We start from the raw sequence: 17,358 nt of genomic DNA on the forward strand, positions 1-17,358 counted from the left end.
GACTATCATGCCTGGCCTGAGATCTACTCGGAGGGGGGCCGTTCGTGCAGGACCAGGCGCTGACGGAGGAGTTCGCCCGGCGTGCCGCCGCCGGTGACGGCACGGCCCTGGACCGGCTGCTGACGGAGATACGGCCGGAGGTCGTGCGCCGCTGCGCGCGCTTCCTGCCCTGCCGGGAGGACGCCGAGGAGGCCGCCCAGGACGTGCTGCTCCAGGTGGCCCGGCACATCTCCGGCTTCGAGGGCCGCAGCCGCTTCGGGACCTGGCTGTACACCGTCGTCGCCAACTGCTGCCGGCAGAAGTACCGCGAGCTGAAGCGGCGGGCCGCCGAACAGCCCGCGGCCATCGAGCCGGGGCACGCCGTCGACCCGCGCACCACCAGCGTCATCGCCGGCTCCCGGGTGGATCTGCTGGAGGCCCTGGAGCGCCTGGAGCGGGAGCATCCGCACCTGGTCGCGCCGCTGGTCTACCGGGACATCTGCCAGCTCGACTACGCCGAGGCCGCCGAGCGCGCCGGCATTCCGCTCGGCACCCTCAAGTCCCGGCTGCACGAGGCTCGCAGGCAGGTACGGCCGTGGCTGACGGCCTCCTGAGAGCCGCGCCGGGGCCTATTCGTCCTCCTCGAACAGCGGCAGCTCCGCCCAGATCGTCTTGCCCTCCGGATGGTGCCGGCTGCCCCAGCGCTGGGTGAGCTGGGCGACCAGCAGCAGACCCCGGCCGCCCTCGTCGTAGGTCTTGGCCCGGCGCAGGTGCGGGGCGGTGGGGCTGGTGTCGGAGACCTCGCAGATCAGCGTGGCCGCGTCGTGGATCAGCCGGAGCCGGATCGGGTGCGCGCCGTACCGGATGGCGTTGGTGACCAGCTCGCTGACCACCAGCTCCGTCGTGAACGACGCCTCGCGCAGCGACCAGGTGTCCAGCTGCTCCACCACCTGCTTGCGGACCGGCGCGACCAGCGCCGGGTCGGCGGGGATGTCCCAGGTCGCCACCTGCCCGGCGGGCAGGCCCCGGGTGCGGGCCAGGAGCAGCGCCACGTCGTCGGGGGCGCCGCCGGACGGCAGCAGGGTGTGCAGGACGCGGTCGCAGGTCTCGTCCAGGGAGTCCGCGTACGCCCCGAGCGCCGCGTGCAGCATCTCCCGGCTCGCCTCCGGGTCGCGGTCCCGGGACCACACCAGCCCGTCGGTGTACAGCGCGAGGACGGTGCCCTCGGGCAGTTCCACCTCGGTCGACTCGAAGGGCAGCCCGCCCAGGCCGAGCGGGGGACCGGCGGGCACCTCCAGGGCGTGGGGCGTGCCGCCCGGCCGCAGGACCACGGGTGGCGGATGCCCGGCGCGGGCCAGGGTGCAGCGCCGGGACACCGGGTCGTAGACGGCGTACAGGCAGGTCGCGCCGACCTCGCCGGGGCTGCCGTCCTCGCCGGGGCTGACATCGCCGCCGGACTCCTCCGACAGCCGGACGACCAGGTCGTCGAGGTGGGTGAGCAGCTCGTCCGGGGCCAGGTCGATGTCGGCGAGGGTGCGTACGGCGGTGCGCAGCCGGCCCATGGTGGCCGAGGCCTGGATGCCGTGCCCGACGACGTCCCCGACGACCATCGCGACCCGCATCCCGGACAGCGGGATCACGTCGAACCAGTCCCCGCCCACGCCGGCCCGGGCGGCCGGCAGATAGCGGGAGGAGGCGTCCAGCGCGGCCGTGCGCGGCAGCGACCGGGGCAGCAGGCTGCGCTGGAGCGCGAGCGCGGTCTCCCGCTCGCGCGAGTAGCGGCGGGCGTTGTCGATGCAGACGGCGGCGCGTGCGGTGATCTCCTCGGCGAGCAGCACGTCGTCCGGGGTGAAGCCGTCCGGGCGGCGGTGCCGGGTGAGCACCGCGACGCCGAGGGTCAGCCCGCGCGCCTGGATCGGCACCGACATCGAGGAGTGGATGCCGAACTGCCGCACCCGCTTGCCGCGTTCCGCGTGCCAGGTCAGCCACTGGTCGATGTCGCCGGCGGCCACCGAGGTGGCGATCGTGCGGCCCGCGGTGAGCGAGTCGGCCTGCGGCGAGAAGTCCGGGTACTCCTCCGCCGTGCCGGGATCGACCACGGCCTCGGGCACGCCGGGCAGCACGGACCGGTGGGCGGTGCGGCGCAGCCGCACCGGGGCGGTGATGCGGGCGGGCGGCTCGCCGCCGTACTCCTCCGGGTCCAGCAGGTCGATGGTGACGAAGTCGGCGAGCGCGGGCACGCACACGTCCGCCAGCTCCTGCGCGGTCCGGGTGACGTCGAGCGTGCTCCCGATGCGCACGCTGGCCTCGTTGACCAGCTGCAGCCGCTGTCGGGCCCGCTGGTTGTCGGTGATGTCGTGCGCGGCCAGGCACACGCCCCGCACGCGGCCCGCCGTGTCCCGGACCGGTGCCATGCGGGCGAGCCAGGCGTGGTCCCGGTCGTCGCGGCCGGTGGGCGCGGAGGTCTGCACGTCCAGCGGGCGGCCCGTGGCCAGGACCCGGAGCATGCCCTGCTCCAGCTCCTCGGTCTGCCGTCTGCCGCTGATCTCCGCGAGCCGCAGCCCGCGCAGCCGCTGCTCCGGCAGCCCGACGACGTCGGCCATCGCCTCGTTCATCCGGTGCAGCCGCAGCCGGTCGTCGTACACCGCGATCGCGCACGGCGACTGGACCAGGCCCGCGGTGGTGAGCGGGTCGTCACCGGGCGGCGGGTCGTCGCCGGGGAGCGGGGTGACCACGAGCCAGTCGTCGGGGTGCTCGTCGTCCGGCGGGCGGCGGTGGGCGAGCAGCCACACGGCGACGGTACGGCCGTCCCGGTGGCGCAGTCCGACCGTGCCCGCCCAGCGGGTGCCGGCGGGCGGGGCCGGGGGGCCGGCGTCGGCGAGCAGCTCGGCGGCGGGGCGGCCCAGGACGGCGGCGGCCGGGTGGCCGAGCAGGCGGCGGGCGCCCTCGTTCCACTCCGTCAGCGTTCCGTCGGCGCCGATGACGGCCCGGGCCGTGGCCGCATCGTCGAACGGATAGACCCGGCTCATCCTCGCCGCTCCCAAGCGCACACTCACAGTGAACGGGTGGCTCCACCCGCTGGTCCAGCGTAGTGCTTCACGCCCGCCCGCGAACGACGGTCGAGGGGCCACCTGGCCGACACGGTCGACGCCGGCCACAGCCTGCCCGCCCGGGCCGAGGTGGCGGTGTGGGACGAGCACGCCTACGTCCCGGTGACCGGGGCGACGGTGGAGTGGGCCACCGCCTCCGACGCTCCCACCGTCATCACCTTCGACGCGGTGCGCGGCTCCCGGCTGCGGCTGACGCTCACCAGCGCCCACCCGGGCCGGCCCGAGGGAGCGGTGCGCATCAGCCGGCTGGACGCGTGAGGGTACGGGCACGGCCCGGGGCGGTCAGGCGGCGTCGTGGAAGACCAGGCCCAGCGTCCGCCGCCGCCCGGACCGCACGGTGCTCACCCCGTGCCGCATCGCCCCGGCGGACCAGCCGCGGCGCGTGCGCACGGGCCGGTCCCGGGTGGTGAACACCAGGCCGTGCCCCTGCCGCAGGACGCTCGCCGTCCCCCGGGACTGGGCGCGAGGGCGCTGTTCCACCATGAGGAACTCGCCGCCGGTGTAGTCGGTGCCGTACGCGTCCAGCGCCACCACCACCTGGAGCGGGAAGACCAGTTCGCCGAAGACGTCCCGGTGCAGGGCGTTCCAGTCGCCCGGCCCGTAGCGGAGCAGGATCTGCGCCGACCGGTCCTGGCCGGCCTCGTGGCAGCGGGCCAGCCATGCGTCGAGCGAGTCGGGCCAGGGGGCCGGGCGGCCCAGCCGGGCCGCCCAGTCCCGGGCGACGGGCAGCAGCCGGGGATAGAGCGCTGCCCGCAGCGCGGCCACCGGTGCGGGCAGGTCGTGGGTGAAGTAGCGGTACTCGCCGGAGCCGAACCGGTGCCGGCCCAGGTCGACCGTGGTGCGGAACAGCTCCGGCTCGTCGTACAGGGCGGCCAGGTCCGCGCACTCGGCCGGCGTCAGCAGCGGGCCGGTGGGCGCGCTGCCCTGCTCGTCCAGCTCGGCGGCGAGCGCGGCCCAGTCGGTGCGGGCCGCCCGGCGGCGGGCCTCGGCCCGGGTCGGCGTCATGCGTCCTCCTCTTCCCGCCCCTCCGGCTCGGTGCGTCGCTGTCGAGTCTGCCCCGCCGCGCGGTGCGCGACCGGCGGAAACCGGACACCGTCCTCGGAGTCTGCTGGTACCGCGATGATTCCGTGCTGACCTGCGCATATTTACGCGTGAGTACCCGCGCGGTACCGTGTGGCACATGCCAGCTCTCAACGTGGAGTTCAGCGAACGGGAACTCGAGGACCTGCGGCAGATCGCCAAGGAGCGCGGTACGTCGATGAAGGCCCTCGTCCGCGAGGCCGCCGCCGCCGACATAGCCCGGCACCGGGCCCTGCAGGAGGGCGCCGAGGCCTTCCGCCGCTTCTTCGCCGGCCACGCCGAGGAGTTCGCGGCGGCCTTCCCCGACGACGAGCGTCCCGCCAAGGGCGAGGCCGCCTGACCGATGCCCTCCGTCATCCATATCGACGTCCCGTGGCTGCTCCAGCGGCATGAGGAGGTCCTGCCCGACCAGCCCGCCGTGGACGACTTCTCCGCGCTGGTCGCCGCCGTCGCCCGGCACCGGGTGGACCCGCCCCGGCTCGGCGTGGACTCCGACCCGGCCTGGCGTGCCGCCGCGCTGCTGCACACCCTCGCCGTGCTCAAGCCGCTGCCCGCGGCCAACGCCCGCTTCGCCTGCGCCACCGCCGTGGCCTACATGTTCGTCAGCGGCGCCGGCATCGACCCGCCCTACGGCGCCCTGGTCGACCTGGCCCGCGACCTGATCTCCGGCAAGGCCGACGTGTACGGCGCCGCCGACCGGCTCCGCTCCTGGCAGATCTGACCCGCCCGGCCGGCGGGGGGAAGCCGCCGGGACCGCCGGCCGGGGACGGGCCGTCCGAGGAGGACCGGCTCCCAGTCCACTACCGGCCCGCGGGCTCCGGGAGCGTGCGCGCCCGGCCGGTGCGTGCGCACGCTTCACACGGGGCGCATCAGGAATCCGGCCGCTTTTCCGCCAAGGCCCGGTCGGCAGCCTGTTTCTGACTTTCTTTCAAACCGGCTGAAGTCGTACGTGCGCCTTGTTGCTCGTGTGGAAGTTGTGCAAGGGTTCAAACGCGGTGAATTTCCGCTCGCACCACGCGTCAAAAGGAATCCGCTCCGTGCTCACCCCCCACCCCCCTCGTCCTTCCTGGCCGCCGTCCGGCGCCGAACCCGGGGAATCCGACGAGTTCCTCGCGGGCCCGCTGCGGGCCGGCTCCGACGCCGAGGCCTCCCGGTCGGCCGCCCTGCTGATGGCCCGCCACTGGCAGCCGGCCCACGCGTACGCGGTCATCTGCCTGGCCGCCCCCGGCCCCCTCGCCCACATGGTCACCGCCACCGCCTTCCACCAGGTCCTGGGCCGGCTGGCGCTCGGCGAACCCGGCGACGCGCTGCGGCCCCGCCTGCTGGTGGCCGTCCGGGACACGGTCCTGAACTGGTCCGCCACGGACCGGATCACCGCCGTACTGCCCGAACTCGGAAAACCCGCCGGGGGCCGCGGGATGCGCACCGCGCCGGCCCTGATACCGGAGAACCGCGTCCTTTCCGACCACTCGTTCCACGCCCTTTCCCGACTGGAACAGGCACTGCTGTGGCACACCGAGGTCGAGGCGGAACCGCCCGCCGTGCCCGCCGGACTGCTCGGCTTGGACATACGGAGCGCGACGGCCGCGCTGGAACAGGCCCGGGAGAAATTCCGCGAGGGCCTGGTGCGCGCCCACCGGGAACTCGCGCCCGGCAAGGAGTGCCGTTACTACAACCGCCTGCTCGACGTGCCGATCCGCCGGGGCGGCACGCTGCTGCCCGACGTCCAGGACCACCTGGCCGGCTGCGCCTACTGCCGGCACGCGGCCGAGCAACTGGGCCATGTCGACGCCGCCCTGGGCGTCCTGCTCGCCGAGGCCGTCCTCGGCTGGGGCGCCCGCCGCTACCTCGACTCCCGCCCCGGCCGCCGCCAGGGTCCCGCCCGCGGCGGTTCCCGGCGCTCCGGGGGACGCCGGCGCGGCGGCGGGCGGCGCCGCGCCGGCGACGGCGGAGCCGGGTTGCCGGCCCGGATCCTCGCCGCCGTGTCCGCGCGCCGTTCGCCGGGCGCCTGGTCGTCCCGGACGCTGCTGACGGGCGTCGGCGTGGCCTCGGCCGGGCTGCTCGCGACGGTCCTCGCGGTCAGCGCGTGGCCGGACGGCGGCGACGGCACCGAGCCGGTCGCCACCAACGCGGTGCCCGGCGCGTCGGCTTCGCCGGGCGCCACGGGCCTGCCCGCCGCCGGCCGGCCGGGTCCGCTGCGCAACGCCGCCGGACGGTGCCTGGACGTCAAGGGCACGCCGGAGGCCGGGGCGAGTGCCGTGCTGGCCGCCTGCTCCGGCTCGGCCACGCAGCGGTGGACGTACGAGACGGACGGGCAGCTGCGCAGCGACGCCGACACCGGTCTGTGCCTGGACTCGCACGCCGACGCGGGCGTGGTGCTCCTCGGCCGCTGCGCCGGCGCCGGGTCGGAACGGGCCGACGACGTGCGCTACGACCTGACTCCCGAGGGCGAGTTGCTGCCGCGGTGGGACCGGACGCTCGCGCTCGCCGCCGGCGGTGACCAGGCGGGCGCCGATCTCGTCGTCAAGGTCCGGAACGGGTCCGCCGGTCAGCGGTGGACGGCGGCGTGACGCCCCCGGCCCCCAGGGCCTGTCGTTGGGATCACGCCGGGCTCACGGGCCCTGGCACCGGACCCCGCTCCCTGATCCGCCCTGACCCGGCGAAAGTCCCTAGCGGGTCGCGCCGCCGTCGTCCTCCAGGTCCGACCGCGTCACCGTGCCCGGCCGGGCGTGGCCCGACAGGGCCAGGGTGAGGTCGAACTCCGCCAGCACACAGCGGATGACGTGTTCGACGCCGGCCCGGCCGTCCAGGCCGAGGCCGTAGACGTACGGGCGGCCCAGCAGGACCGCCCGGGCGCCCAGGGCGAGGGCCTTGAAGACGTCGGCGCCGGTCCGCACGCCGCTGTCGAACAGGACCGTCAGCCGGTCGCCGACCGCGTCCGCGACGCGGGGCAGCGCGTCGGCCGCCGCGACCGAGCCGGCCACCTGCCGGCCGCCGTGGTTGGAGACCACCACGCCGTCCATGCCGGCGTCCGCGGCGAGCCGGGCGTCGTCCGGGTGCAGTACGCCCTTGAGGACGATCGGCCCGTCCCAGTGCGCGCGCAGGAAGGCCAGGTCGGGCCAGGTGTGACCGGCGTCCCCGAACAGGCCGAGGAAGTGCAGCACCGCCGCGTTCGGGTCCTCGTGCACCGGCTTGGCGAGCCCGGCCTGGAACGCGGGATCGGTGAAGTAGTTGGCGGTGCCCACGCCGTGCAGGAACGGCAGGTACGCCTGGTCCAGGTCGCGGGGCCGCCAGGCCAGCAGCGGGGTGTCCAGCGTGACGACCAGCACCGAGAAGCCGGCCGCCCGGGCGCGGGCGAGGAAACTCCGGGTCACCTCGCGGTCCTTGCCCCAGTACAGCTGGAACCACCGCTCGGCGTCGCCCATCGCCTCCGCCACCTGCTCCAGCGGCGTGCTCGACGCCGACGACAGGACGAACGGCACGCCCTGCGCGGCGGCGGCCCGGGCCGCGGCGGTCTCGGCGTCCGGATGCATGATGGACAGCACGCCGACGGGCGCCAGCGCGAGCGGCGCCGGCAGTGCGCGCCCGAGCACCTCGGTCGTGAGGTTCCGCTCGTGCACGTCCCGCAGCATGCGCGGCACGATCCGGCGCCGGTCGAGGGCCTCCCGGTTGGCGCGGGCCGTGCCGCCGTCGCCCGCGCTGCCGGCCACGTAGCCCACCGGGCCGGGGCCGAGCCGGTGCTCGGCCAGCTCCTCGAGCCGGGTCGGATCGGTGGGGAGCCGGGGCACCGCCCCGGTCATCCCGTTCAGATAGATCTCGTACTGGAAGTCCGCCCAGTGCTGTGCCATCCGTCAGCTCCCGCCTGTCGTCGGCCGCGCGCACCCGACGATACGTGATCACTTCATGAACACAAGGAGTCATGAAGGGACTTGTGGCGGGCTCAGCCGGAATGTTTCAGGACGATTAACGAACAGCTGATTTTCGGCCAGCTGGCCGCTTCGGCGACGGGGGAACGGCTCTGTTCCGCGGTCACGGCGTTCGATTTCCGTGACTTCACGCCACTGCTTCAACACGAAAGGTTACTGAAACCCGTGGGTTCGATGTGAGTTTCGCCGGTGGAGTCGGCAGAGTGGCGCTCGCCGCTCCGGCACCCGACCGGACCGGAGCCGGCACCTCGTCAGTTCGAGCGGAAGGATGCACACAATGCGGAACACCGCGCGCTGGGCAGCGGCCCTCGGCCTCACGGCCGCCGCCGTTTGCGGACCCCTGATCGGGGCCGCCGTCGCTGCACCGGGCGCCGCCCCGTCGTCGCTCTACGCCCCGTCGGCACTGGTGCTCACCACCGGCCACGGCAACGACGCGGCCACGGCCACACCGGAGCGCGCCGTCACCCTGAACTGCGCCCCCACGGCTTCGGGCACCCACCCGGCCGCCGCCCAGGCCTGCGCCGAACTGCGCGCCGTCGGCGGCGAGCTGGACGCCCTGAAGCCCGCCGGCGACGTGATGTGCACCAAGGTGTACGACCCCGTCGTCGTCACCGTCCAGGGCGTCTGGCAGGGCAAGCGCGTCTCCTACGAGCGCACCTTCGGCAACGCGTGCATGAGGGATGCCGCCGGCGGCAGCCTCTTCGCGTTCTAGGACCGGGATCGCAGGGGTGCCCCGTGGACACCGGATCAGGCTCGCAACTGGGGAGTGCGGCCCCTGGAGCGGGGAACCTGCGATCTCGCGCCGGGGCCGGCGGGCGGAGTGGGGCCGCCCGCCGGGCCCGGGCACACAGCCGCTCCCCGGGTCGGTCCGGGGGGGACCGCCCGGGGAGCGGCGAAAAACAATCTGTTTCAACGGCGTGCTCAGGCCTTGCGCCGGTGACTCGTGTCGCACCAGGGGTAGCGGCGACTGCGCCGGCAGGTACACAGAGCGACGCGGAACCGGTCCGAGAAGACCGTGCTCCCGTCCTCCAGTTCGATCTCCACGGGCCCTTCCACCAGGAGGGGCCCGCGCCGTTGCACGGTGATCCGGCGGGCCCGGCCGGCGTCGGGCGCCGGGCCGGCGGAGTCGTGCGCCGCGCTGTCAGATGGGTCGTTCGGCACGGATGACCACCAGTTCCTCCCTGTCCTCGGCCGGTGCGAGCAGCCCGCTCCGGCGCAGCCAGTCCTCCCGGGAGCGCAGCACCGGCCCGAAGGGGACCCAGCGGCGCCGCACCACCGCGGCCTTCAGACCGGCGTCCCGCAGCAGCTCCAGGGTGCGCTCGGGACCGCTCAGTGCCGAGTGCACGATCAGCAGCATGCCTCCGGGGCTCAGCAGGGCCGGCGCCTCCTCGCAGATCCGGTCCAGCAGCAGCCGCCCGTCGCGCCCCGCGTCCCAGGCCACGGCCCGGCCGCGCGGCCCGCGCCCGGTCTCGGGCGCCGGTACATAGGGCGGGTTCGCCAGGATGAGGTCGTACGTGCGGCCGCGCACCGGCGCGAACAGGTTGCCGCGCCGGGTGCGCACCGGCAGCCGGGACAGCCACGCGTTCAGCCGGGCCGTCCACACCGCCCGGCGGGACACGTCCACCGCGGTCACCTCGGCGCCCCGCCGGGCCGCCGCCAGGGCCAGCGCACCGCTGCCGGTGCCCACGTCCAGCACCCGGGTGCCGGGCGGCGGGGCCACCTCGTCGAGGGCCTCGGCCAGCAGCTCGGTGTCGTCCTGCGGGGCGTACACACCCGGAAGCATCACAGCGATCACACCGTCCGAATACCCGGGGACTCAGGATGTATGGGACAGCTGCTGTTCCAGGGGTGCCTGCGGGGACGGGGACGATCCCCGCAGTGCGAGGGGCGTCCGCAGGCAGGTCCGTCCCGCGCGCCAGGAGGCGAGCAGCCGCCGGCCCAGCCGCTCCTCCAGGTACTCGGTCGCGTCGATGCCGAAGGCGATGTCCGGCGCCAGCTCGGGCTCCTCCTCCAGCAGTCCGCCGATCACCTCGTGCCGGACGACCTGCTCGTGCACCGCGTCCGCCGTCACGTGCTCGTCGTAGAAGAACTCCGCCGCCGGTCCGGCGCCGGTGCGGCGCATCGCCTCGGCCAGCCGGCGGGAGCCGGGCGAGGAGGTGATCTCCACCTCGGCGAAGTGGCCGACCAGCGCGCCGCGCAGCTCGCGGTGCAGGCCGGACAGGGACATCAGGTTCACCACGGCGAGCATCTCGGCCGGGGCCGCGTCCAGGTACCGGCCGTACGTCGTGTCCAGGTCCAGGTCCCGCATCAGCTCGGCGAACAGGTGCGCGTGGACCCGTTCGGCCCGGCCGCCGCCGAACTCGTCGTACTCCACCGCGGCCATCGCCGCCTTGGCCCGGCCCCGCAGCCGCGGCAGCACCCAGGCGTGCGGGTCGGCCTCCTTCAGGTGGTACAGCGAGCGCACCGCCGCGTACTCGCGCAGCTGCCACAGCTCGCCCTCGGCGGACAGGAAGTGGGAGACGCCCGTGCCCTCGGCCGGCTCCACCAGGAGGGCGGCGAGCGCCTCGTCCAGGCTGTCGTGGACCGGGGTGTCGGCGCGCAGCGCGGACCGGAAGCGCTCCTCCAGCGCGGCCCGGACGCGCAGCAGCTCCGGGTCCCACTCCAGCTCCGGCGGGACGCCGGCGAAGCCGCGGTAGTGCAGCTCGTAGCACAGGTACAGGGCGAGCTGGAGGTCGTCGCCGTACGGGTCGGCGGCCGCGGCGTCCGCGGGGTGGGGGAGCGGGCCCGCGCCGCGCAGGCGGGCCGTGACCGCGGCGGAGAGCGGGCCGCGGGACGGGGGCAGCAGGGGGTCGCGCAGATCGTCGTTCATGCGGCTCGGGTACCCGGCTCGGACGAAAGCACTGGTGCGACCGGGTCACCTGCGACGAGAGCGGCGCCCACCAGCGGGCTCCGGGCGCCCCCGGTACGGGAACCGGGCCCGCCCCGGTGGGCGCGCGCCGCCCGGTTCAGTCGCCGTTCGCCTGCTCCTGTGCCCCGGTGTTCGGGGTGATGGCGTCCCCGGCCTCGCCCGGGGCGGACGTGTCCTCGTCGCGCTTCTCGGCCTCCTCGACCTCCCGGAGCACCTCCTCCAGGGCCGTCTCCGGCCGGTCCTCGTGGTCATTACGGTCGTTGCCGCCCGGCATGACGTCTCCTTCCGTCGGCGAGGTGATCTCCCCTGCGGGTTACCCGGCGGGGCCGTCCCAAGCGTCCCCCGGACAGGACGGGGGGCCGCCGTCTCCCTGCGGACGGCGGCCCCCACGGGCCCGGACCTGCGGCTGTCACATGTGGACGACGGGTGCGTCGCCCGCGTCCTGCTGCGGCACCCCGCGCCGGTAGAGGAGGAAGGCGAGCACCGCGCCCGCGCCGAAGAGGACCGCCGACCACCCGAAGGCGGTGGTGTAGCTCTCGATCGTGGCCTGGGCCCGCGCCGGCTCGCTGGTGGCGTCCCGGCCGGAGAGGTAGTCGGTGGCGGCGCTCGCCGCGAGGGTGTTCAGCAGGGCCGTGCCGATCGAGCCGCCCACCTGCTGCATGGCGTTGACGGTCGCGGAGGCCACGCCCGCGTCCTCGGCGGCGACCCCACCGGTGGCCAGCTGCATGGCCGGCGGCATGACCAGGCCGAGGCCGACACCGATCACGATCAGCTGCGGCAGCACCGCGCCGAGGTAGTGCGAGCCGAGGCCGATGCCGGTCAGCCAGGCCATGCCGGCCGTGGCGATCGCGAAGCCCAGCGGGATGACGGCCTTCGGGCCGAGCCGGGGGAGCAGCATCGTGGTGCCGGCCTGTGCGGTCACCATCAGCGCGCCGACCATCGGCAGGAACGCCACACCGGTCTTCGTGGGGCTGAAGCCGAGGTTCAGCTGGAGGTAGTAGGTCAGGAAGAGGAACACGCCGAACATGCCCGCGCCGGTGATCAGCACCGCGAGGAAGGAGGCCGCGCGGTCCCGGTCGAGCAGGATGCGCAGCGGCAGCAGCGGGTGCGCGGCCCGGGTCTGCCACCAGGCGAAGGCGGCCAGCAGCAGGCCGCCCGCGGCCAGGAAGCCCCAGGTCAGCGGCGAGTCCCAGTCGTGCGTCTCGGCGTTGGAGAAGCCGTAGACCAGGCCGAACAGACCGGCGGCGACCAGGATCGTGCCCGGCACGTCGAGCTTCGCGTTCGCCGCGTCGCGGTGGTTGCCCAGCAGCAGCCAGCCGCCCGCGAAGGCGACGACCGCGATGGCCACGTTCACGTACAGCGTCCAGCGCCAGTCCAGGGCGTCGGTCAGCACACCGCCGAGCAGCAGCCCGACCGCGCCGCCGGCGCCGGCGATCGCGCCGTACACGCTGAACGCGCGCGCCCGCTCCCGGGCGTCGGTGAACGTGGTGTTCAGCAGCGACAGCGCGGCGGGGGCGAGGAGTGCGCCGAAGGCGCCCTGCAGGGCGCGGGCGAGGACCAGCATGGTGAAGCCGTTCGCGGCGCCGCCGAGCGCGGAGGCCGCGGCGAAGCCGACGACGCCGACGAGGAAGGCGGGCTTGCGGCCGAACAGGTCGGCGATCCGGCCGCCGAGCAGCAGCAGGGAGGCGAAGGCCAGCGCGTAGGCGGTGACGATCCACTGCCGGTTGCCGTCGGAGAAGCCGAGGTCGGTCTGGGCGGACGGCAGGGCGATGTTCACGATGGTGGCGTCGAGGACCACCATCAGCTGGGCTATGGCGATCACCGCGAGGATCCACCACCGCTTGGGCGAGGCCTCGGCGTGCTCCGTGGCCGCCGCTCCCGCGCGGGAGCTGTCGGCCAGGGTCTTCTCGGGCATGCGGAACCACTCCAGGGAAGTCGTTCGGGTACGGGCACGGGCTGCGGCACGGCGGGCCGGAAGACGAACAGATCGTAAACGAAACTGTTTCGTACACTTCGACCTTAGGCCACTTCCAGCGAAACGGCAACGTTTCTTTTGTGGCGGGCAGGTACCCGGTCGGCGCTTCGCCGTGCGCGGTGTTTCAGTGTGTGGCGCCCTGGATACACCGCGAAGGTTCGGCCCCGGAGCTCGCGAACTCGTGCACGCCGTCGCAGTGAGGTCGTCACCATGTCCCACGCCCCGTCCCCCGCAGGACCGTCGAACCACACCCGGCCGGTCCCGGCCTCGGCCGGGCGGGCGGCCGACGCCCCGCCGCGTCCCGCCCGGGGCGGTACCGCCCTGGTGACGGGTGCCTCCTCGGGCATCGGTGCCGCGGTGGCCCGCCGGCTCGCCGCCGAGGGCGGCTGGCGGCTGGTGCTGAACGGACGTGACGTCACCCGACTGGAGCAGGTGGCCGCGCAGTCCGGAGCGCTCGCGCTGCCCGCGGACCTGACCCGGCCCGGCGCCGACCGCCGGCTCACCGGCCTCGCCCTGGACCACCTCGGCCGGCTGGACCTGCTGGTGGCGGGCGCCGGCGTCGGCTGGGCCGGGGAGTTCACCGGCATGCCCGCCGCACGCATCGACGAGATCGTGGGGCTCGACCTGCTGGCCACCGTGCACCTGGTGCGGACCGTGCTGCCGCACATGGTGGCGGCCGGATCCGGACGGATCGTGCTCATCGGGTCCCTCGCCGGCAGCGTCGGCGTGCGCGGCGAGGCCGTCTACTCCGCGGCGAAGGCCGCCCTGGCCACGTTCGCCGACTGCCTGCGCTACGAGCTGCGCGGCACCGGGGTGGGCGTCGGCCATGTCGTCCCCGGCGTGGTCGACACCCCCTTCTTCGACCGGCGGGGCACCCCCTACGCACGCTCCTGGCCGCGGCCGGTCCCCGTCGAGCGCGTGGCGGACGCGGTCTGCGCCGCCGCCCTGCACGGCCGCGACGAGGTGTACGTCCCCGGGTGGCTGCGCCTGCCCGCCCGGGTGCGCGGAGCCGCGCCCGGGCTCTACCGGCGGCTCGCCGCCCGCTTCGGGTGACCGCCATGACCGCCGTCACGGTACTGCTCGCACTCCTCGCGGCCCTGTCCAACGCGTCCGCCTCGGTGCTCCAGCGCCGTGCCGCCGTGCAGGAGCCGGACCACGGGGACGGGGCCGGGTCCGTCGTACGCCGGTTCACCCGCCTGCTGCGGCGCCCCTACTGGCTGGCGGGCGCCGGGCTGCTGGCGCTGTCCAGCCTGCTGCAGGCCGGGGCGCTGGCCGTGGGCAGCCTGTCGCTGGTCCAGCCGCTGCTCGCCGCCGAGCTGCTGTTCACCCTCGCCGTGGGCAGCGTCGTCTTCCGCAGCCGCCCGGACGGCCGGACCTGGCTGGCGTTCGTCGCCCTCGCCGGCGGGCTGGCCCTGTTCCTCCTCGCCGCCGCGCCCTCCGCCGGCCGGTCCACCGCGCGGCCGGGGGACTGGCTGCTGGGCGGCGGCGGGGTGCTCGGCGCGGTGGTGCTGCTCGTGGCGGCCGCGCGTCCGGTGCGGGGCGCCTCCCGGGCCGCGCTGCTCGGGCTCGCCTCCGCCGTGTCCTTCGCCGCCACCGCGGCGCTGCTCAAGGAGGCCGTGGGGCGGCTCGAACAGGGGCCGGCGGCGATGTTCGGGCACTGGTCGCTGTACGCCACGGGGGTTGCCGGGCTGGTCGCCTTCCTGTTGCTGCAGGGTGCGCTCGGCGCCGGCTCGCTGTCCGCCTCCCAGCCGGCCCTCACCCTCGGCGACGCGCTCACCAGCGTCGTGCTCGGCTGGGTGCTGTTCGCCGAGTCGATCCACCTGGGCCTGAGGCTGCTGCCCGAGGCCGTCGGTGTCGCGCTGATCGGCGCCGGCAGCATAGGCCTGGCCCACGCCGCGTCCGTCGGCGGGGAGTGGGACGCCACGGACCCCGAGGCGTCCGCCGGATCCACCGCCGCGCTGCCCCGCACCCCGAGGAGGTAGGTCACCGATGTCCCCCGTGTCCGGCCGCGCCTGGCGGACGGCCGCCGTCCTGCTGCCGGCCGGTGCCGCCGCGGCCCACATCGGCCCGGCGGCCACCTGGCTGCCGGGCGTACGGCTGCTGCTCTTCCCCGGGCTCGCCGGCCTCGGCCCCCGCCGGCACATCGCGCTCACCTTCGACGACGGGCCGGACCCGGTGTCCACCCCGCGCTTCCTCGACACGCTGGACGAACTCGGGGTGCGGGCCACCTTCTTCGTGGTCGGCGAGCACGCGGTCCGCCATCCCCGGCTGCTGCGGGAGACGGTACGGCGCGGGCACGAGCTGGGCGTGCACGGCTGGACCCACGACCGGCCCTGGCGGCCCGCGTTCGCCCGCGACGCCGCGGAGGTCGCCCGGACCGTCTGCGCGGTGCACGAGCTCACCGGCCGCCGCCCGCGGTGGTACCGCCCGCCGTACGGCATCCTCACCACGAGCCGCTGGCGGGCCGCCCGGCGCGCCGGACTGCGCACGGTGCTGTGGTCGGCGTGGGGCAGGGACTGGACGGCCGACGCCACGCCGGTGTCCGTACGGGCGCGGATCGCCGCGGACCTGCGGGGCGGCGGCACCGTCCTGCTCCACGACTCCGACCACCACTCGGCCCCCGGCTGCTGGCAGGCCACCCTGACCGCCCTCCCGGTCATCGTCCAGGACTGCCGGGACGCGGGCCTCACGATCGGCCCCCTCCACGACCACGAACCGGACGCCACCGGGGGCCGGGGCCGACCGCCCGCCCGGCCCACCCCGTGACCCCGCCCACCACCGCCCCGGCCGACCACCCCCCACGCCACCGCGCCCGGCGGCCGGGGCCGCAACGCCCGCCGTACAGGGCGGCCGAAGCTGCCCTGGCCTGCGGTCGTGGGGACGTCCCGGTCGGCCGACGGGTTCGTCGGTGGTTGCGGTGCGGGGCGGGTGGGCCGGTGTGCGGCGGTGGCCGGGCGGGGTGCGGTGTGCCGGCTCGGGGTCGCGCAGGCGTTGGGCGCGGTTCGCTGCTGGGCAGGGGGAGCGGGCCGGTGGGTGACGGGTGCCGGCCGCGGAACCGGACCCGGGCTCGGGGCTGCGGAGGCGGCTCACAGGTCTGTCAGGAAGTCCAGGGCATCCGCCTGGAACAGGGCGTGGCCGCGGGTCACCCGCGTCGTGCGGGTGGGGGAGTTGTCGTGGAGGCGGGTCAGGGCCGCCAGCAGGGCGGGGCCGTCGGGGGCCGGTTCGGACAGGCCCAGGTCGGCCATGCGGCGCACGCCCTCCGCGCCGTGGCCGGGCAGCGGGCGGTGGCCGATCACGGGCAGGCCCGTGGCGAGGGCCTGGACGGCGGTCTGGCCGGCGGCGTTGTCCACCAGGGCGTGGCAGGCGGCCAGCAGGCCGGGCATGTCGTCGACCCAGCCCAGGGCGAGCGCCGGCTCACGGGAGAGACGGGCGAGGAGCCGCTCGTCCCGGCCGCACAGCACCACCGGCAGGTAACCGCCCGCCGCCAGCAGCCGGGCGGTGGCGGCCGGGCGGGAGGCCGCGCCCCAGGCACCGGCGGACAGCAGCACCGGGGGCCGGCCGGGCGCCCGCCGGGCGAACCGCTCCCGCCACCGGGCCGCCCCCGGGGCCGGTGCCCGGAAGGCGGGCGCGACCACCGGCCCGGTCGTGACCACGGGCACGGCGAGATGGCGGCGCACCTCCGCCGCCGCCGCGTCCGTCAGGCACAGGTACCGGTCGTTGCCCGGATGCAGCCACTGCCGGTGCACCGCGAAGTCGAGCAGGAAGACGGCGCTCGGCACCCCCAGCCCGCCCCGGGCCCGCAGATGCCCGGTCAGCTGGGCGGCCAGATGGAACACGGACACCACCACGTCGGCGTCCAGCCGTTCCACCAGCTCCGTCAGCCGGTCCCCGGCCAGCCGGGCCAGCGGGACCCCGCTGGGCCGCCGCCCGGGCCCGCCGCGCAGGAACGCGCCGTAGACACCGGCGTACAGCCAGGGCAGGTGCCGTACCGACGCCCGGTAGCCGCGGCACAGCCCGGTGCCCAGGCCGTACGGCAGCAGCCGCAGCACGTCGGCCACCCGGGCGTCGTGGCCGCGGGCCGCGGCGCGGCGGGCGAGTTCGGCGGCCACGGTGTCGTGGCCGGCTCCCATGCTCGCGCTCAGGATCAGCAGGCGCCGCCGGCCGTCGCGCGCGGGGTGGTCCGTGGTGGGCATGAAGGCCGATTCTCCGCCGCAGAAGGGCTCGTACGGCGGACCCGGCCGACCGTGTCGCCGGACCGGACGGTCACCCGTGCGCACCAGCGCCCCCTGCCGCCACGCGCCCTCCGGCTGCGAGTCGCCCGGTGCGTGCCACGCTGGATGGATCGGCACGGGAGAGCGTGCGGGCGGCGAGCACGGGAGG

The 17,358-nt window shown here is 75.6% G+C and carries 17 protein-coding genes and 1 pseudogene; 9 read left to right on the forward strand and 9 right to left on the reverse strand.

Annotated elements, in window-relative coordinates; translation table 11 throughout:
• Window positions 1–44: 44 nt before the first annotated feature.
• Entirely contained in the window at window positions 45–593 is a 549-nt protein-coding gene (locus tag ABZ923_RS11420; protein ID WP_361469859.1) for an RNA polymerase sigma factor, read from the forward strand.
• Window positions 594–608: 15 nt separating this feature from the next.
• On the opposite strand, the gene ABZ923_RS11425 is transcribed toward ABZ923_RS11420, so the two are convergent.
• Window positions 609–3,008, reverse strand: coding sequence for a SpoIIE family protein phosphatase (locus ABZ923_RS11425; RefSeq protein WP_361469861.1), 2,400 nt, complete (start codon window positions 3,006–3,008; stop codon window positions 609–611).
• Between the two features lie 102 nt (window positions 3,009–3,110).
• On the opposite strand from ABZ923_RS11425, the pseudogene ABZ923_RS11430 reads away from it, so the two are divergent.
• Window positions 3,111–3,347: pseudogene (locus tag ABZ923_RS11430) on the forward strand (hypothetical protein); the annotation flags it as partial.
• A 24-nt stretch (window positions 3,348–3,371) separates the two neighbouring features.
• Here ABZ923_RS11430 and ABZ923_RS11435 read toward each other — a convergent pair.
• The gene (locus tag ABZ923_RS11435) at window positions 3,372–4,094 is read right to left on the reverse strand and encodes a 2OG-Fe(II) oxygenase (protein ID WP_361469863.1); all 723 of its coding nucleotides are present in this window, start codon (window positions 4,092–4,094) and stop codon (window positions 3,372–3,374) included.
• Window positions 4,095–4,269: 175 nt separating this feature from the next.
• Between ABZ923_RS11435 and ABZ923_RS11440 the strand changes: the two genes are divergently transcribed.
• The 3 genes from ABZ923_RS11440 to ABZ923_RS11450 all read left to right on the forward strand — a co-directional run bounded on the left by ABZ923_RS11440 (window position 4,270) and on the right by ABZ923_RS11450 (window position 6,739).
• Window positions 4,270–4,509 (forward strand): hypothetical protein, encoded by a 240-nt coding sequence (locus ABZ923_RS11440; protein ID WP_030344647.1) that lies wholly within the window; start codon window positions 4,270–4,272, stop codon window positions 4,507–4,509.
• Between the two features lie 3 nt (window positions 4,510–4,512).
• Window positions 4,513–4,890 carry a toxin Doc gene (locus ABZ923_RS11445; protein ID WP_361469864.1) on the forward strand — a complete coding sequence of 126 codons (378 nt, stop codon included), beginning with the start codon at window positions 4,513–4,515 and terminating at the stop codon, window positions 4,888–4,890.
• 316 nt (window positions 4,891–5,206) lie between these two features.
• Window positions 5,207–6,739 carry an RICIN domain-containing protein gene (locus tag ABZ923_RS11450; protein WP_361469866.1) on the forward strand — a complete coding sequence of 511 codons (1,533 nt, stop codon included), beginning with the start codon at window positions 5,207–5,209 and terminating at the stop codon, window positions 6,737–6,739.
• A 99-nt stretch (window positions 6,740–6,838) separates the two neighbouring features.
• Here ABZ923_RS11450 and ABZ923_RS11455 read toward each other — a convergent pair whose 3' ends face one another.
• Window positions 6,839–8,017, reverse strand: coding sequence for a lactate 2-monooxygenase (locus ABZ923_RS11455; protein ID WP_361469868.1), 1,179 nt, complete (start codon window positions 8,015–8,017; stop codon window positions 6,839–6,841).
• Between the two features lie 355 nt (window positions 8,018–8,372).
• Between ABZ923_RS11455 and ABZ923_RS11460 the strand changes: the two genes are divergently transcribed.
• Window positions 8,373–8,807: a protease inhibitor gene (locus ABZ923_RS11460; RefSeq protein ID WP_361469870.1), complete on the forward strand. Its 435-nt coding sequence runs from the start codon at window positions 8,373–8,375 to the stop codon at window positions 8,805–8,807.
• Window positions 8,808–9,016: 209 nt separating this feature from the next.
• Here the strand turns inward: ABZ923_RS11460 and ABZ923_RS11465 are convergent, their stop codons facing one another.
• The 5 genes from ABZ923_RS11465 to ABZ923_RS11485 form a co-directional block, all read right to left on the reverse strand.
• Complete coding sequence (locus ABZ923_RS11465; RefSeq protein WP_358641469.1) at window positions 9,017–9,181, reverse strand: CDGSH iron-sulfur domain-containing protein; 165 nt, start codon at window positions 9,179–9,181, stop codon at window positions 9,017–9,019.
• A gap of 55 nt (window positions 9,182–9,236) precedes the next feature.
• On the reverse strand, window positions 9,237–9,878 hold the full coding sequence (locus ABZ923_RS11470; protein ID WP_361469872.1) for a HemK2/MTQ2 family protein methyltransferase: 642 nt from the start codon (window positions 9,876–9,878) through the stop codon (window positions 9,237–9,239).
• 33 nt (window positions 9,879–9,911) lie between these two features.
• Window positions 9,912–10,964, reverse strand: coding sequence for an iron-containing redox enzyme family protein (locus tag ABZ923_RS11475; RefSeq protein WP_361469874.1), 1,053 nt, complete (start codon window positions 10,962–10,964; stop codon window positions 9,912–9,914).
• Window positions 10,965–11,100: 136 nt separating this feature from the next.
• Window positions 11,101–11,277 carry a hypothetical protein gene (locus ABZ923_RS11480; protein ID WP_361469875.1) on the reverse strand — a complete coding sequence of 59 codons (177 nt, stop codon included), beginning with the start codon at window positions 11,275–11,277 and terminating at the stop codon, window positions 11,101–11,103.
• Window positions 11,278–11,412: 135 nt separating this feature from the next.
• Window positions 11,413–12,918, reverse strand: a complete 1,506-nt coding sequence (locus ABZ923_RS11485) for an MFS transporter (protein WP_361469877.1) — start codon at window positions 12,916–12,918, stop codon at window positions 11,413–11,415.
• A 270-nt stretch (window positions 12,919–13,188) separates the two neighbouring features.
• Here ABZ923_RS11485 and ABZ923_RS11490 point away from each other — a divergent pair, with 270 nt between their 5' ends.
• Genes ABZ923_RS11490 through ABZ923_RS11500 form a run of 3 tightly spaced genes read left to right on the forward strand, consistent with a single transcriptional unit; the run spans window position 13,189 to window position 15,744 of the window.
• Entirely contained in the window at window positions 13,189–14,031 is an 843-nt protein-coding gene (locus tag ABZ923_RS11490; protein ID WP_361469879.1) for an SDR family NAD(P)-dependent oxidoreductase, read from the forward strand.
• A gap of 5 nt (window positions 14,032–14,036) precedes the next feature.
• Window positions 14,037–14,960, forward strand: a complete 924-nt coding sequence (locus ABZ923_RS11495; protein WP_361469881.1) for a DMT family transporter — start codon at window positions 14,037–14,039, stop codon at window positions 14,958–14,960.
• A 7-nt stretch (window positions 14,961–14,967) separates the two neighbouring features.
• Window positions 14,968–15,744, forward strand: a complete 777-nt coding sequence (locus ABZ923_RS11500) for a polysaccharide deacetylase family protein (RefSeq protein ID WP_361469883.1) — start codon at window positions 14,968–14,970, stop codon at window positions 15,742–15,744.
• 320 nt (window positions 15,745–16,064) lie between these two features.
• Here the strand turns inward: ABZ923_RS11500 and ABZ923_RS11505 are convergent, their stop codons facing one another.
• Complete coding sequence (locus tag ABZ923_RS11505) at window positions 16,065–17,171, reverse strand: galactosyldiacylglycerol synthase (RefSeq protein ID WP_361469885.1); 1,107 nt, start codon at window positions 17,169–17,171, stop codon at window positions 16,065–16,067.
• Window positions 17,172–17,358: the final 187 nt, after the last annotated feature.

This window comes from Streptomyces sp. NPDC046881 (assembly GCF_040645015.1).
GTDB lineage: Bacteria > Actinomycetota > Actinomycetes > Streptomycetales > Streptomycetaceae > Streptomyces.